The sequence below is a fragment of the Stenotrophomonas sp. 96582_Sma genome, assembly GCF_056480905.1.
On sequence record NZ_CM151122.1, the window covers coordinates 3,563,155 to 3,578,622 of the forward strand.

Annotated in this window: 16 protein-coding genes; 9 read left to right on the forward strand and 7 right to left on the reverse strand. The window is 68.3% G+C overall.

The window, feature by feature from the left end; translation table 11 throughout:
- Positions 1–180: 180 nt before the first annotated feature.
- From ACZK2R_RS16715 to ACZK2R_RS16725, 3 genes are all read left to right on the forward strand, one after another.
- The gene (locus ACZK2R_RS16715) at positions 181–1,542 is read left to right on the forward strand and encodes an Hsp70 family protein (RefSeq protein WP_032129362.1); all 1,362 of its coding nucleotides are present in this window, start codon (positions 181–183) and stop codon (positions 1,540–1,542) included.
- Positions 1,543–1,813: 271 nt separating this feature from the next.
- On the forward strand, positions 1,814–2,065 hold the full coding sequence (locus ACZK2R_RS16720) for a YkgJ family cysteine cluster protein (protein ID WP_005410565.1): 252 nt from the start codon (positions 1,814–1,816) through the stop codon (positions 2,063–2,065).
- A gap of 11 nt (positions 2,066–2,076) precedes the next feature.
- Complete coding sequence (locus ACZK2R_RS16725) at positions 2,077–2,259, forward strand: hypothetical protein (protein ID WP_005410566.1); 183 nt, start codon at positions 2,077–2,079, stop codon at positions 2,257–2,259.
- Between the two features lie 49 nt (positions 2,260–2,308).
- On the opposite strand, the gene ACZK2R_RS16730 is transcribed toward ACZK2R_RS16725, so the two are convergent.
- The 3 genes from ACZK2R_RS16730 to ACZK2R_RS16740 are packed head-to-tail and all read right to left on the reverse strand — an operon-like array spanning position 2,309 to position 4,309.
- Complete coding sequence (locus ACZK2R_RS16730; protein ID WP_032129361.1) at positions 2,309–3,190, reverse strand: DUF4097 family beta strand repeat-containing protein; 882 nt, start codon at positions 3,188–3,190, stop codon at positions 2,309–2,311.
- Between the two features lie 10 nt (positions 3,191–3,200).
- Positions 3,201–3,734, reverse strand: coding sequence for a hypothetical protein (locus tag ACZK2R_RS16735; protein ID WP_032129360.1), 534 nt, complete (start codon positions 3,732–3,734; stop codon positions 3,201–3,203).
- Positions 3,731–4,309 (reverse strand): RNA polymerase sigma factor, encoded by a 579-nt coding sequence (locus ACZK2R_RS16740; protein WP_032129359.1) that lies wholly within the window; start codon positions 4,307–4,309, stop codon positions 3,731–3,733. The genes ACZK2R_RS16735 and ACZK2R_RS16740 overlap by 4 nt, the downstream gene beginning before the upstream one ends.
- 126 nt (positions 4,310–4,435) lie before the next feature.
- On the opposite strand from ACZK2R_RS16740, the gene ACZK2R_RS16745 reads away from it, so the two are divergent.
- Both ACZK2R_RS16745 and ACZK2R_RS16750 read left to right on the forward strand, forming a co-directional pair.
- Positions 4,436–4,615: a hypothetical protein gene (locus ACZK2R_RS16745; RefSeq protein ID WP_049398314.1), complete on the forward strand. Its 180-nt coding sequence runs from the start codon at positions 4,436–4,438 to the stop codon at positions 4,613–4,615.
- A 35-nt stretch (positions 4,616–4,650) separates the two neighbouring features.
- Entirely contained in the window at positions 4,651–5,244 is a 594-nt protein-coding gene (locus ACZK2R_RS16750; protein ID WP_080291803.1) for a mechanosensitive ion channel family protein, read from the forward strand.
- A 791-nt stretch (positions 5,245–6,035) separates the two neighbouring features.
- Here ACZK2R_RS16750 and ACZK2R_RS16755 read toward each other — a convergent pair.
- Together ACZK2R_RS16755 and ACZK2R_RS16760 are read right to left on the reverse strand one after the other, a co-directional pair.
- A complete protein-coding gene (locus ACZK2R_RS16755; protein WP_032129365.1) occupies positions 6,036–6,302 on the reverse strand; it encodes a DksA/TraR family C4-type zinc finger protein in 267 nt (88 codons plus the stop codon).
- 160 nt (positions 6,303–6,462) lie between these two features.
- Positions 6,463–7,020, reverse strand: a complete 558-nt coding sequence (locus ACZK2R_RS16760; RefSeq protein WP_032129357.1) for a DUF2058 domain-containing protein — start codon at positions 7,018–7,020, stop codon at positions 6,463–6,465.
- Between the two features lie 62 nt (positions 7,021–7,082).
- On the opposite strand from ACZK2R_RS16760, the gene ACZK2R_RS16765 reads away from it, so the two are divergent.
- From ACZK2R_RS16765 to ACZK2R_RS16775, 3 genes are all read left to right on the forward strand, one after another.
- A complete protein-coding gene (locus ACZK2R_RS16765) occupies positions 7,083–7,583 on the forward strand; it encodes a M48 family metallopeptidase (RefSeq protein ID WP_049421271.1) in 501 nt (166 codons plus the stop codon).
- Between the two features lie 47 nt (positions 7,584–7,630).
- Positions 7,631–8,329 (forward strand): RNA pseudouridine synthase, encoded by a 699-nt coding sequence (locus ACZK2R_RS16770; protein WP_180838496.1) that lies wholly within the window; start codon positions 7,631–7,633, stop codon positions 8,327–8,329.
- Positions 8,330–8,422: 93 nt separating this feature from the next.
- A complete protein-coding gene (locus ACZK2R_RS16775) occupies positions 8,423–9,988 on the forward strand; it encodes a phospholipase D family protein (protein ID WP_125895920.1) in 1,566 nt (521 codons plus the stop codon).
- 3 nt (positions 9,989–9,991) lie between these two features.
- On the opposite strand, the gene ACZK2R_RS16780 is transcribed toward ACZK2R_RS16775, so the two are convergent.
- Positions 9,992–11,068, reverse strand: coding sequence for an HDOD domain-containing protein (locus ACZK2R_RS16780; RefSeq protein ID WP_032129353.1), 1,077 nt, complete (start codon positions 11,066–11,068; stop codon positions 9,992–9,994).
- Positions 11,069–11,346: 278 nt separating this feature from the next.
- Between ACZK2R_RS16780 and ACZK2R_RS16785 the strand changes: the two genes are divergently transcribed.
- Entirely contained in the window at positions 11,347–12,444 is a 1,098-nt protein-coding gene (locus tag ACZK2R_RS16785) for a Glu/Leu/Phe/Val dehydrogenase dimerization domain-containing protein (protein WP_125895918.1), read from the forward strand.
- Between the two features lie 44 nt (positions 12,445–12,488).
- Here the strand turns inward: ACZK2R_RS16785 and ACZK2R_RS16790 are convergent, their stop codons facing one another.
- Entirely contained in the window at positions 12,489–15,329 is a 2,841-nt protein-coding gene (locus tag ACZK2R_RS16790) for a S8 family serine peptidase (RefSeq protein ID WP_180838497.1), read from the reverse strand.
- Positions 15,330–15,468: the final 139 nt, after the last annotated feature.

Consider the following 15,468-nt stretch of genomic DNA (forward strand, 5'->3'; position numbering starts at 1 on the left):
TCAAAGTGAATCAACAGCCGCCATTGTAACCGCCTGGCTCCCTGCCCTTTTCCGGCCAACGCCCGGCGGCTCGCATGACCCGATCCGGAACCCCCACCCAGAACAGAAGGCCGCAGGAACTTGCAGTCGGCGACGAACTGCAGCAGAGTGCGCGGCCCCTGATCGCCCCCGGAACTCCCCATGCGCCTCGGCATCGACTTCGGTACCAGCAACTCCGCCGCCGCCATCGTGCATGAGGGGAAACTGCTGCCGATCCGCTTCGGCGACGCCGAGCAGTTCCGTACCAGCGTGTACTTCCCTGGCGTGGTGCCCGACCCGGACGACTTCCAGCTCGACGCCGGCCAGGAACACGAGCTGCAGCAGATGATCGACAGCGCCGCGCGCGCGGCCCGCGCCGCCGGCCAGGAACGCACGCCGCAGGCGCTGCGCCGCGAAGCCCTGCGCGCACTGCGCCGGGAATGGATGGAAGCCCGCGCCGGCAAGGAGCGCAGCGCCAGCGACCTGCTGCAGAACGCGGTCTACGGCGACGACGCGCTGGAAGCCTATTTCGAGGAACACGAAGGCAACCTGGTGCAGAGCCCGAAGTCGATGCTGGGCTACAACCTGCACCCGCGCGCGAAGCAGACCATCACCGGCATCGCCGCGCACATCCTCGAGCACATCCGCCTGACCGCCAGCGCCCAGCTTGGCCAGCCGCTGCGTGCCGCCCTGCTCGGCCGCCCGGTGCAGTTCCGCAGCTCGATCGGCGCGGCCGGCAACGATCAGGCACTGGACATCCTGCGCGAAGCCGCCACCCAGGCCGGTTTCGACCAGATCGATTTCCTCGAGGAACCGGCCGCGGCGGCCATGCATTACCACGCCGAAAGCCGCGAGCGGCACCAGGCGGTGATCGTTGACATCGGCGGCGGTACCACCGATATCGCCCACGCCGAGGTTGGTGGCGATGCTGCGCCGCGCATCCACCGCGCCTGGGGTATCGCCCGTGGCGGTACCGACATCGATCTGGCGCTGAGCCTGTCCAGCTACATGCCGCTGTTCGGCCGCGGCATCACCCGCGTGCCCGCCCACCACTATGTGGAAGCCGCCACCGTGCAGGACATGACGCGCCAGCGCGACTTCCGCCAGCACAAATACGACCACGTCGACGAACCGTGGGGCGCGCGCCTGCAGGCCCTGCAGGACACCGGCAACACCGCCCGCCTGTACCGCGATGTCGAACGCGCCAAGATTGCCCTCAGTGCCGCCAGCGAACACCGCAGCACGCTGGACTACATCGCCCGCGACCTGCATGCCGACAGCAGCGCCGACGGCCTGGCCGCCGCCGCCCATGGCTACCTGGAGCAGATCCGCGAGCTGCTGGCCCAGGTCCGCAGCGACATCGGCGGCGACCCGGACGCGGTGTTCCTGACCGGTGGCATGTCCCGTGCCGGCTACCTGCGCCAGGCCGTAGCCGAGGCCTTCCCGGGGGCCCGCATGGTCCACGGCGAGCCCTCGCTGGGCGTGGTCCAGGGCCTTGCGCTGGCGGCAGCCAGCCAGGATTAACAAAACGTTACGCGGTCTAAGTTACTCTTGGTCGGCTAGAACCACGCTGCACCTTCCGCCGGCCACGCCGGTGTGTGTCCACAGTGCAGCCTGGCCCGCCCCGCGGGCCTAGCGGCCATGCCTTCCTGGCTCGTTCATGGTCCGCGCAGCACCTGAGCCGCCATCGAGACCCGCTTTGGGCACCCGCCAGGCCCCTGTGGCCTTACAACCTGACGCAGCACCTGCACCCATCGACTGCCGCCGTTGTGACGCGGTCTGTTGCCGGCTGCCCGTGCTGCTGCAGCCCGGCGACCACGTGCCCGGCCAGTTCCTGTCACGCGACACCCACGGCCGTGCCGTGATGGCGCGCAACGAGGAAGGCTGGTGCGCGGCGATCGATCCCTATCACCTGCGCTGCACGATCTATTCGCAGCGCCCGGCGATCTGCCGCCAGTTTTCGATGGGCGGCGATGACTGCCGCCGCGAGCGGCAGGACTACCTGCGCCAGGCCGATGCCTGGGCGCTTTCCTCCCCTTCCACCTGACAGGAGCAACCATGCCCCGCAAGGCAAAGACCCCCGCGAAGGCCAGCAACAGCATCCGCAGCGAACGCAAGGGCGCGGCCGCCAGCACTGTGGTCAGCAGCGATTCGATCGCTTCGGACCTGGCAGCGTTCCGCAAGGCCGGTGGCAAGATCGAAGTCCTCGGCACCACCTGGGCGCTGAAGAAAGCCAGCTGACCCAGTACCGACCGCGGCGGCGCTGCCGCCGCGGCCTGCCGGATCGCGTTCAGCGGTCCAGGCGTACCCGCACACTGCCCGAATGCGACTGGATGCGGATGTCACCATCACCGCCGCCCAGACGCGTATCGAGGTGGCTGCCCGGCCCATAGCGCGGCCGCTCCACCTGCCCGGCGTCACTGTTGATCGAACCACTGAAGCTGTTCACCGACAGCTGTGCCGACACCGTGCGCGGCAGGCTCAGCGTGACCGAGGCACTGACCGATTCGACGTTGATGCGGCCGCCGGGAGCCAACCCGGCCGCTGCCAGATCGATGCTGCCCGAGACGGTCTCCACCGCCAGCCGCTGCACGCGCCCGGCGTCCACCTCGACCCGGCCGGACACCGTCTGCGCACCGATATCACCGGACACGCCGCCGCCGGCCTCGATCCGGCCACTGACCGTGTTCACGTCCAGCTTCGGCGTCTGCAGGCGTGCGCTGACGCTGCCACTGACCGTGTTGAGCTTGCTGTCGCCACTGCGGCCAGCCGCGCTCAGGCTGCCGCTGACCGTGTCGGCCTGCAGCCGTCGCACATCGATGCCACTGATGTCCTGGCTGGCGCTGACCGTGCTCAGCAGCAGCTCCACCGAGCGCGGCACGTTCAGTACCAGCGTCGCGCCACCATTGCTGCTGCGGCGCGGGTATTCGATCTCCCAGCGCACACGGTTGGCACTTTTCTCCTGACGCAGCTGCAGGCCGTCGCTGAGCGTGCCGGTGAGCTGCACGTCATTGCGGTCCCAGCCACGCACGGTCACCTTGCCGGCCACATTGCTCAGCTCGATGCGACCGCCCGCGGCCAGGGTGTGGCGCTCGTCGATGCGGGTGTCGGCCAGCGCCACGGCAGGGGCCAGCAGCAGCGCGACACAGCAGGAAATCAGGGTTCGGGTCATGGGGGTCTCCTCAGGTCGTCAAGCCGGACTCGGCGGCATAGGCCGCCTGCCGGGTCAGTTCCAGCCGCAGCGCGTAGGTGCGCTTGAGCTGGCCAAGCAGGTGCGGCGCACGTGGGTCCTGCGCCAAGGCGGCACGGATCTGCGCTGCGCTTTCATCCAGTTCGTGCAGCGCCGGCTGCCATTCCGGCGCCCGTCCATCGGGCAGCGAAGCGACGGCCTGCTGGTACTGCTCGGTCATCGCCGCCGCCTGCAGCTGCAGCGCTGAAGGTACCGGCACCTCCGGCTGCGCATGCCGCCACGGTGCCACCGCGTAGAGCGCCAGGCTGGCCGCCAATGCCGCACCGACCGGCAGCCACCAGCGACGCCGCGAGCGCGCTGGCAGGGCCACCACGTTGTCGCCCGGCGCAGGTGCCGCCTGCGGTTCACGCGGCGGCAGCTGCGCCGACAGGCGTGCCCAGCCATCGGTGGGTACGCCGCGTTCGGTCGGCAGCGCGCGCAGCCGGGCCAGCAGATCGTGGTCGGAATCGTGGTCGTGTGTACTCATGTCATGTCTCCCAGCCGTGCGCGCAACAGGCCGCGCGCACGATGCAACTGTGCCTTGGAACTGCCGACGGCCATCTGCAGCTGTTCGGCGATTTCCTGGTGTTTCCAGCCTTCGATGTCGTGCAGTACCAGTACCGCACGTGCCCGTGGCGGCAGTGTCGACAGTGCCCGTTCGAGGTCGCGTTCGGTGCCGGCGCAACGATCGTGCACTGCCAGCTCCTGCAACCCTCCGTCCACTTCGTCGAGGCTGTCGTGATCCTGCCCGCCCGCACGTCCGCGCAGCTCCATCAGTGCCGCGTTGACGCCCAGCCGGTGCAGCCAGGTCGACAGGCTGCTCTCGAAACGGAAGCCCGGCAGCGCCTTCCACGCCTGCAGGAACGCTTCCTGCAGCGCGTCCTCGGCGCGTGCCTGCTGGCCGCCACACAACCGCCACAGCACAGCGAATACACGGGGCGCGTGGCGCCGGTACAGCAGTTCATAGGCAGCGGTGTCACCGGCGGCCGCCGCCCGCACCAGGGCGGGTTCATCGACGGCGTCGTTGGCGGCAGGCGGCGCGGGCATGGTGGTGTCGAGCATATCGCTTGGATGCGGCGACCCGGGAAAAGGTTTAGAGCCGATCGATGATCGATGGCATGCAACCTTTTGGGTGGCTGCTGCATCCATGAAAGGTCCTTCGCGAAATTGCCGTCCAGGAGTCCTGCCATGTCCAGCCCATCCTGCGCCGCCCTGCTGGTGATCACCGCCTGTGTCCTGCTGCAGGCGCTGGGCCTGTCACTGCAGCTGCGTCCCGACAATGGCCGCGCCTGCCTGCAGCAGCACCGCCAGGAACTGGTGTGCGTGGCCTGGAACCCGGCGGTCGAATCCCCCGCACGCGCCGGGTAACATCAGGGGCCGTTCCCGCCGCCTGTTTTCGCCCCATGATGTTGTCGCTGAAGGATCACCTGCCCGCCTGGACCCACCCGTGGTTGAACTACGCCGGCGTCGCACTGCAGATCGTACTGGTGCTGCTGGTCGCATGGCTCCTGCGCGTGCTCGCCCGTCGCCTGATCCGCCGCTTCGCCGAGCACTACACGCTGCCGCCGGAAATGGTGATGGGCGCGCGCCGGATCACCAGTTTCGTGGTCTATTTCAGTGCCCTGCTGTACATCCTCAGCCTGCTCGGCGCGAAGCCGTCGGTGCTGTGGACCGCGTTCACCGGCTTTGCAGCCGTGGGCGCGGTGGCCTTCTTCGCGGCGTGGAGCGTGCTGTCCAACATCTTCTGCACGCTGCTGATCTTCACCACCCGCCCGTTCCGCCTGCACGACTACATCGAGGTGCTGGAAAACGGCGAGAAGCCGGGCCTGAAGGGCCGGGTGATCGACGTGAACCTGATCTACACCACGCTGCAGGAAACCGGCGACGGCCACGAGGGCACGGTGCTGCAGCTGCCGAACAACCTGTTCTTCCAGCGCACGGTGCGCCGCTGGCGCGACCCGGCGCAGGCCCCCGGCGGCATCCAGGGCGACGGCTGAGGGTGGTTTTCGGCAGGGCTGCGCCCTGCACCTGCTACGAGCTGGAGCAACAGCAACAGCCGAAGCAACGGCAAAAGCTGGCTTCCTGCGGGATGGCTGGGTGGGTCCGGTTGAGGGAGACGCTGCAAGTCCCCCCTCCGGGGCCCGGCCCAGCCGCTGGCGGCTGTGCGTTCGGGCGCTTGCGAAGCAGTGCTTCGCAAGCAAAGCGCCCTCACCCATGTAAGCTCGGTCGCCGCTTGCTCGTGTGCGCGTTCCTGCGCACACGGCAAGACCGGGGTTGGGCGTCCTGCCCAACCCGCCCGAGGCATGCCTCGGGCCCATGCGGCTCACGCCCCCTCAACCGGACCCACACCGCCTTCGACAGATTTCCGCGAGCTGTCGGAACGACGCATTGCCCTGGTGGGTGTCGACCTGGGTCGACACGGTAGATCCACGCCATGCGTGGATGACTCATTCGATATCTGACAGATGTGTCGACCAAAGTCGACGCCTACCTACAGCCGCGGAAATCTGTCAGAGGCGGGACGGTGTGGGTAGGCAGGACCGTTGGCGCCATGGATGGCGCCATCGAGCCCCCATGGGTGAGGGCGCTTTGCTTGCGAAGCACTGCTTCGCAAGCGCCCGAACGCCCAGCCGCCAGCGGCTGGGCCGGACCCCGGAGGGGGGTTTACGGCGTGTCCTGCCTACCCACACCGTCCCGCCTACCTGCGGAATGCCCGCTTTTGACGTTGAAGTTGCCTTGGCTTGAAGGCTTCGGCAGGTGCAGAGCTGCAAGCCCTGCCGAACAACCTTTACCTCAACTGGCTGTCCTTGCTGCCACGCCGGTTGTAGCCGGCATGCGCCTGCGCTTCGTCGTCATGCGCCTGCTGGCACGCCACGCACAGCCGTACCCCGGGCACGGCCTGGCGCCGCGCCAACGGGATCGGCGCGTCGCATTCCTCACAATGTTCCAGACCAGGCCCCTCGCGCAGCTGGCGCCGCGCGCGGGCGATCGCATCGTCGACGGTGGCGTCGATCTGGTCTTGGACCGCGCCGTCTCCCGCCCAACCGGTGGCCATGGCCATCCTCCGCAGGTGTGTCGCCTGATATGGGGACGATACACCGCGCAGCAAACGGTAGCGCCGAGCCATGACCGGCAGGCCTTCAGCAAGCTGAGCAGAAGGCAGACGGGCCGGAGCAGGCCATTTGCGACTTAATCCCCTCCGTCCCCTTTTTGGCTTACCAGACCAGGTCGTCCGGCACCTGGAACTGCGCGTAGTAGGCGTCGTCCTCGGCATTGCCGGTGGAGATCTCGGCGGTCGAGCCCGGCTGGCCGTGGTCGACGATGATCGCCTCCGGGGCGCGTTCACGCACTTTTTCGGCAGCGGCGCGCGGCAGCAGGGCGTAGCCCTCGCCGTGGGCAACGATGACCAGCACGCCCACCGACAGCGCCTTGCGCAGCTTGGGGTCGATCAGCAGGGTGCGGATCGCCGCGCCATCGCTGAAGCGGTACTCGTCGTCGCCCTTGTGAGGCACGGCATGGGCCGTGATGATCTGCCGGGCCTGGGCCTTCTGTTCAGCCTGCCTGGCCTGGGCATTGCGCTCGGCGGCCAGTGCGCGGTCGCGCTCGACCTTCTCGGCGCGGGCCCGTTCAGCCTCGCGCTGGACATCGGCCGAGGTCGATTCGGCCTTGCCCTGCCGGGCCTTGGCCTGCGCGCTCGCGGCAGCGCTGGCCTGCGACTTCTTGGCCAGGCCGGCCTTGAGCAATTGTTCCTGCAGCGCGTTGGGCTTTGCCATGGTCGATGCGTACCGCGTGTAATCTTGGATGCCCCATTCTACCGACGCCCCGCCGCCCCTGCATGGCAGTCCTGAAGTACCTCACCGGCTATCCCGAACCCCTGGTCGCCCAGGTCAGTGAACTACTGGCGCAGGGCAAGCTCGGCCCCTGGCTGCAGCAGCGCTATCCCGATCCGCACGAGGTGCGCAGCGACCGCCAGCTGTACGACTACACGCAGGAGCTGAAGGACCGCTACCTGCGCAAGTCGGTGCCGCTCAACAAGGTCTGCTACGACAACACGCTGGAAGTGATCAAGCATGCGCTGGGCACCCATACCGCCATCTCCCGCGTGCACGGCGGCCGCCTCAGGGCCAGCCGCGAGATCCGCATCGCCACCGTGTTCCGCCAGGCACCAGCGGCGTTCCTGCGCATGATCGTGGTGCATGAACTGGCCCACCTGAAGGAAGCCGATCACAACAAGGCCTTCTACCAGCTGTGCCAGCACATGGAGCCGGAGTACCTGCAGCTGGAGTTCGATACCCGCCTGTACCTGACCGAGCTGGCCAACCGCGGCCAGCGCTGACCGGCCGCAGCGGCTACACTGCGCGCCCCCTGCCTGACCTTTCCGCCATGGAACCGATCCGTCTCGACAAACGCCTGTCCGCCCTGCTCGGCATCCCGCGCGGTGAAGCGCGGCGCTACATCGAAGGCGGCTGGGTCAGCGTCAATGGCGAGGTGGTAGAGCAGCCGCAGCGCCCGGTCGATGACAGCGCGGTGATCGTCGTGGCCGAGCAGGCCAGTGATGAAAAGGCTGAGCGGGTCGGCATGCTGCTGCACAAGCCGGCAGGCGTTGCCGCTGAAACCCTGTGCGCGCTGGTCAGCAGTGACAGCCGCAGCGAACTTGATGCCAGCGACATCCGTCCGCTTCAGCGTCACTTCCACGGCCTGCAGCTGGCCGCCTCGCTTCCGGCCAGCGACAGCGGCCTGGTGGTGGTCAGCCAGGACCCGGCCACGCTGGCCCATCTGCAGCGCAATCTGGGCCGCACCGAACAGGAATACCTGATCGAAGTGGCCGAAGGCGGTCCCGAGCGCGGCCCGTGGCTGATGGCGCGGCTGCAGCAGGAATCGGGCGGCGCCAAGGTCAGCTGGCAGAGCGAGCAGCGCCTGCGCTTCGCCGGCAAGGGCCTGACGGCCAAGGGCCTGCGCGTGGCGGTCACCGCTGCCGGCCTGCAGGTCGCGGCCGTGCGTCGGCTGCGGATTGGCCGCGTGGCACTGGGACCGCTGCCTGCGGGGCAGTGGCGTTATCTGGGCAGCGACGAGCGCTTCTGACCGCGAAATCCCTGCCATCCACGCATGGCGTGGATCTACTGCAGCGGGTCTATTGGCTTTCATCCACGCACGGCGTGGATCTACCATCGGGGCATGAGCCTGCCCAAGCCCCTGTGGCGACGCCTGCTGCGCGTCGCTGCGATCATCCTCGCCGCGCTGTTGCTGCTGGTCCTGTCCGGGCTGCTGCTGGCCGACCACCTCACCCCGCAGGCACAGGGCGCACCTTCGCATGTGCTGCCACTGCAGCCGGCGCAGACCCGCATCGACCAGCAGATCGTGCCGCTGCAGGACGCACACCCCGGGCAGTCCGGCGTGGCGTTCCTCAGTGATGGCATGGACGCCTTCGCCGCGCGCGCGATGATCACCGCGCAAGCAGGCCGCAGCCTGGACCTGCAGTACTACATCTGGCACGACGACCTGATCGGCCATCTGATGGCCAAGGCGCTGTACGACGCCGCCGAGCGCGGCGTGCGCGTGCGCATCCTGCTTGACGACATGAACGCCAAGGACAAGGACGCGCTGATGATGGCACTCGATGCGCATCCGAACATCGAGATCCGCCTGTACAACCCGTTCCGCAACCGCAGCGGCATCGCGCGCACGCTGGAGCTGGTGCAACGCGCTTTCAGCGTGAACCACCGCATGCACAACAAGAGCTGGATCGCCGACGGCCGCATCGCGATCGTCGGTGGCCGCAACATCGGCGAGGAATACTTCAGCGCGCGCGACGATGTGAACTTCCAGGACCTGGATCTGGTGGTGGCCGGCCCCGCCGTGCAGCAGGCCAACCAGATCTTCGACGACTACTGGAACAGCAGCACGGCGATCCCGATTTCCGCACTGGCCTCGTATACCGATGCACAGTTGCAGCAGCTGGTACGGCAGTCGGACCTGGATGCCATGCATGCCAAGGCACAGCCCTACCTGCAACGCGTGGCCGAGTCGCGCGCGCTGCAGCGGCCCAGCCCGGAACCGCTGCACTGGAGCGCGAACGTGCGCATCGCTTCCGATCCGCCGATGAAGCACCGCGATGACGATCGCCGCGGCTGGCTGGTCAGCCGTCTCAGCGACGAGTTGCGCAGCACGCGGCGCAGTGCGCTGTTGATCTCGCCCTACTTCGTGCCCGGCAACGAGGGGGTCGAGGCGCTGTCGGCGCTGGCCGCACGCGGCGCGCAGGTGGGCGTGGTGACCAACTCACTGGCCGCCAACGATGTGGCAGCGGTACACGGCGGCTACATGGGCTACCGGGTGCCGCTGCTGAGGGCCGGCGTGCAGCTGTACGAACTGAAGGCACACGGCCAGCTGGATGCCAGCCTGTTCGGCAGCAGCGGCGCCAGCCTGCACACCAAGGCATTCGTGGTCGATGACCGCCGCGGTTTCGTCGGTTCGTTCAACCTCGACCCGCGTTCGGCCTACCTCAATACCGAAATGGGCGTGCTGTTCGATGACCCGGCGCTCGGTGCACAGCTGCGCGACGAGTACCTGCGCCTGGCCGGTCCGCAGCACAGCTGGTGGCTGGCGCTGGGGCGCGATGATGACCTGCGCTGGCTGGAGCGGCAGCCACCGCCGCACTGGGTGGAGGCCGAACCCGGGGCCAGCCTGGGCAAGCGCTGGACCGCGCGGGTGATCAGCTGGCTGCCGGTGGAATCGCAGCTGTAGCGCTCAGGGCGCAGGACCCGCCTCTTCCTGTCCGGCGTCATCCCGTGTTTCCACGCTGCGCCCATGCAGGCGCCGCCAGATCCAGCGCAGGGCATGCGGCGGCGCCGAAGGCAACTGTTCAAGCAGGGCCAGCATGCGGCTCTGGCTGGCATGTCCGTGCCGGCACAGCAGGCTGGCCGCTGCGGCCGCGCTGGCCAGGCGCAGGCTGTCGGCCAGCGGGCCATCCGCCTCGGGCGCCAGCGCCTGGTGCACCGGCTCGGGCAGCTCCCAGGCCGCAGCCACGCGTTGCGCCAACGGCAGCGACCACTGTTGGAGCAGCTGCAGCGCCAGCGCCGGTTCCACCGTTTCATCTCGTGCCTGCGCTTCCTGCAGCAGCTGGCGCATCACCAGCGCGGCCCCCAGCCCCTGTACCAGGCCCAGCCACTGGGCGGCGAAGGCATCGCCGAAAGTGACCGTGCGCGCGTGGTCAGCGGCTGCGCGCGAGGCCAGCAGTGCGTGCTCCCAGATGATCGTGCTGAACTGCGGAAACACCTCGCACTGCACCTGCATCACCGGCTGCACCAGAACTGCGCTGATGATCTGTCGCACGCCTTCGGTACCGACCAGCGTCACCGCCCGCTGCAGGCTTTCCACCGGGCGCTCGTGCACCTTGTAGGCCGGGCTGTTGGCGATGCGCAGCAGGTTGCCGGTCAGCACCGGGTCCTGGCCGATGATCGCCGCCATCACCCGCGCCGACGCAGCATCGTCGTTGACCGTCTGGATCAGCTGCGGCAGCAGTTGCGGGCGGCGCGGCAGCTGACGGGCCGCCCAGTCCCGGTCCTGCAGCGCGCGCGCCACCGCCTCGCCCAACCCCGCGGCCTGCACCGCCGTGGATTCACCGGCCAGGCGCGGGTACAGGGCCAGTGCATGCAGGCCACGCTGCAGATGTGCAGCGATCTCGGCCGAGGGCAGAGCCTCGCCCTGCAGGCTGGCCGCAGCCGCCGCCACCGCCTGCCGCGACGCCGCCGCCAACCGGGACGGTGCCGTCCCGGTCGAACGCGCCAGCCAGCCACGCAGTGATCGCCACCAGGCCGGCGTCATCGCCGCCCGCCCTGTCGTTGTGGTGCCCTTGCCGTCACTGACCGCCCTGCCTCTTCACGCGAATCCGGCCACCCGCCGTCGTCGCAGCATCGGCCGAACTTTCATCTTCTTTAACCGGAAGGCCACCGATGTCGACGGCACCGGCCGGGGGAATGGACTAGAATGGCGCCGCGCGACCCGTCCCCCTGCACCGACGACGTCGCTTTTTTTGTTTTGGGACCCTACCGTTCACTGGCCGTTCGCTGCAGTTCGCCGCTGATCGCGCCATCGGAGACGCCATGCTATTCGAAACCCTCGCCACCACCGGCCACGAACAGGTGGTGTTCTGCCACAACCACGACGCCGGCCTGAAGGCGATCATCGCCATCCACAACACCACCCTCGGCCCGGCCCTGGGCGGCGTGCGCATGCGCCCCTATGCCAGCACCGAAGAGGCGCTGGCCGATGCGCTGCGGCTGAGCCGGACGATGACCTACAAGAATGCACTGGCCGGCCTCAACGTGGGTGGCGGCAAGGCGGTGATCATCGGCGACCCCAAAGTGGACAAGACCGAGGTGCTGTTCCGTGCCTTCGGCCGCTATGTCGATTCCCTGGGCGGGCGCTACATCACCGCCGAGGACGTCGGAACCGACGTCAACGACATGGAGAACATCTACCTGGAAAGCCAGTTCGTGACAGGCGTGCACCAGGTCCATGGTGGCTCCGGCGATCCCGCCCCGTTCACCGCCTACGGTGCGCTGCAGGCACTGATGGCGTCGATGCGCTTCAAGTTCGGCCATGAGGAAGTGGGCAAGACCAGCATCGCCGTGCAGGGCCTGGGCCACATCGGCATGGAACTGGTGAAGCTGCTGCGCGACCGCGGTGCCAAGCTGTACGTCACCGACCTGGACAGCGCGCTGGTTGATCGCGCGGTCAGCGATTTCGGCGCCGAAGCAGTCAAGCCGGATGAGATCCACGAGGTGAACGCCGACGTGTTCGCACCGTGCGCGCTGGAAGGTGCGATCAACGCCGACACGCTGCCGCGGATCAAGGCGAAGATCATCTGCGGCACCGCCAACAACCAGCTGTCGAGCCTGGAGATCGGCGACGAGCTGCATGCGCGCGGCATCCTGTATGCGCCGGACTATGCAGTCAACGCCGGTGGCGTGATGAACGTGTCGCTGGAGATCGACGGTTACAACCGCGAACGCGCAATGCGCCTGATCCGCAGCATCTACCACAACCTCACCCGCATCTTCGAACTGTCGCAGCGCGAGAACATCGCGCCGCAGCGTGCCGCCGACCGCATCGCCGAAAGCCGCATCCTGTCGATCGGCAAGCTGAAGATGCCGCTGGGCCGCAGCACCCCGCGCCTGGGCAACCTGCGCGGCGGTTGAACCTGCCGATGTCGCGCCGGGCATGACCCGGCGCGAGCCGTCCTTCAGAAGCCGGTGCTGTAGCGCAAGGCGGCCTGCCGCGCACCTTCGCCACCAACACGCTGGTCGAAGCCCAGGCTCAGGCGGCCATTGCGGCCCCACCACGATTCCAGCGCCACACCGATCAGCGCACTGCCGCGCGGCGCGTTCCAGCCCGCCAATGGCGCCCAGGCATCGACGCCGACGAAGCTGGCCTGCCAGTCCGCATCCGCACCATCAAGCCGTTGCTGCCATTCGGCATGCCCACGCAGCGTCCAACGCCCCCAGCCGCGCTCGCCGCGGATACCGGCCAGCATCTGGCTGCGCTGCACGCGGTTGGCATCGCCCCGCAGGCCGAAACCAAAGCCGCCGAGTTCATTGAAGGCGTCGGTCTCCACACGCGTGGTGCTGGCACCGACGTAGGGCGTCATCGATGCGCCCGCACGCCCCAGCCGGTACCCGCCCTCCACGCTGGCACTGCTGAAACGGCCGCCGTACCGCGCGGAGACGCCATAGGCACCCGCACCGAGCAGCAGCTGACGATCCAGCGCGCGGGTGAACTGACCGCTGCCCACCTGGGCCAACGCGTAGCCACGCCCCAGATTCCAGCCGGCGTACAGCTGCGCCTGCGCCTGGCGATCACGCCCACGATCGCCGCCGAAACTGCTGCCACCAGTGCTGCGTGTCTCACCAAACGCCACGCCCATCAGGCCGTTGCTGCCCAGTGGCAGATCCTGGCCGGCCATCCAGCCCCGGCTGTCGGCAGCGTTGCCGGCAAAGCTGCCCTGCCCCGCCTCACCCAGCGCGCTCTGCCAGCTCCCGCGCATGCGCGGTGCGGCCTGTACACGATCAAAGCGTTCGGCGATCGCACGCCGCGACATGTCGATACTGTCGAAGGTCGCTGCTTCGGCTCGCGCATGCGCTTGACCGGACAGGCTCTGCAGGCTGGCGGCCAGGCCCTGCGGGCCACCGCCGGTCCACTGCAGGGCACCGGCCGCTGCACCAAAGGCCGATCCCTGCAGGCCTGCGTTTTTGTCCAGCGCTGCGAATGCACCCTCCAGGCGCTGTGCTGCCGCCTGGGCGGACGCCCCCAGCCCGCTGGCCGCTGCGGTGACGCTGACCTGGGTCAGGTTCAACCACGCATTGTTGCTGTCATAGCCATAGCTGCTCTGCAGCAGTGACAGGCCCTGCAGGCCGCTGGAGGTAGCCGGCGTACTGAAGGTGCCGCTGAGTCCGCCTGCCGCATGGATCAGGTCCTGCCGGCTGCCGTTCTGTGGCACGTAGCCGGAAACGAAGCCATGCACGCGCACGCCACCGTCGATCGTGGCATTGCCGGTGACCTGCAGCGCATTGGCGCCCAATGCGATCATCAACTGTGCGCCGGCCTGCTGCGTGTAGTTGCCCTCGATGGTGCCGGTGGTGTTGCCGGTGGTGAGGAATACGCTGCTGCCGTTGACCACATTGCCGATCACGCGGGGCGTGCCGCCATTGAACTGCAGGCCGGTCGAATCCGGATCGGACTGGCCGAGGATGGTCACGTTGGAACGGATCACGCCACCGTTCTGCAGCGACAGGATGCCGCGTTCGATGCGGGTGGCACCGGTGTAGCTGTTGTTGCCGGCCAGCACCAGGGTGCCCCCGCCCTGCTTGACCAGCCCGCCGCTGCCGACGATATCGTTGCGCCACGCCGAGCCGGTCGAGGCCAGATCCACGTTGGCGACCACATCACCCCAGTCGAAACGACCCGGACCGTTGATCGCACGACCGATGTCGAGCAGGCCGTAGCCGAACACCGGATCCACGCCCGGCGCACCGATGTCCTTGGCGGTACCCAGCAGGGTCTGCCGCACCAGATCGTTGCTGAAGTACGGGAAGCGCTCCCAGACCAGCGCCGCCGCACCGGAAATCAAGGGCGCCGCGAATGACGTTCCGTAGTTCCAGTAGTAGCTGCCACCGTTGGCATCGGGGTAGACCGCGCTGCCGGGCGCCGCCAGGCAGTAGCGGGCCGCCTGGCCACAGGCATTGGCATAGCTGGCCAGCGTACCGGGCGCATACGGATCCACGGCGGTGGCCACCAGCCAGCCGCGCTCCAGGTCGGCAGCCGGCAGCGTGCCGGCCACGCCCTGCTGGCTGGGCAGTGCGGCCAGGCTGCTCGGCTCGCTGCGGCCGTCATTGCCCGCGGCGAACACCACCAGCCCGCCATGGTTGATCACGAAGGGGCGATATTCGGCGGCCACCTGCGCGGTGGTCGGCAGGTCGGTCCAGTACAGGCCGCCCCACGAATTGTTCATCACCTTCACGTTGTAGCTGATCAGGTCCTGGTGGACCTGGGCCACGCCCAGCGGGCCGCTGAAGGAATTGCCCTTGCCGCTGCCGTCATCGACCGGCGGCTTGTCGGCAATGATCCGTGCCGACACGATCTGCGCCTTTGGCGCGACGCCACCCGGCCAGGAGCCCGTTGCCGCGCCGGCGGCGAGGCTGGCCACGGCGGTGCCGTGGCCGACCACATCATCGACACTCAGATTGTTCCTGGCCGGATCGATGTAGTTGAGGTTGGCCAGCACCCGGCCATTCAACGCCACCGCATTGCGCTGCACGCCGGAGTCGACGATGCCGATGCGCACGTTCTGGCCGGTCAGGCCGGCAGCCTGTGCGGCGCGCGCATTGGTGACTGACAGATGCGCGTCGAAGGCCGGCTCCTGCGGTTTGACCGGGGGCGGCGTCGTCGGTGGCGGGGTAGTCGGTGGCGGCGGTGGTGGCGGGGTATCGATGCGCACGTTGCCGCCCCCGCCACCTCCACCACAGGCCGTCAGCACTACCAGCAGCGCGGTTCCCAGGACAGACCTCACCATCATCGTGCGTTCCATCGATTCCTTCCCATGAACGTTGTCCTGCCTTCATCCCGGCAGGCGTGCGGCCGCGCCCAGCGGCGGCCCTCCCCGACCCTCTATACTTGGGTCGACCCCCACGCAGTCTGCCGGGAAACCGGGGCACATCCAACGGCCC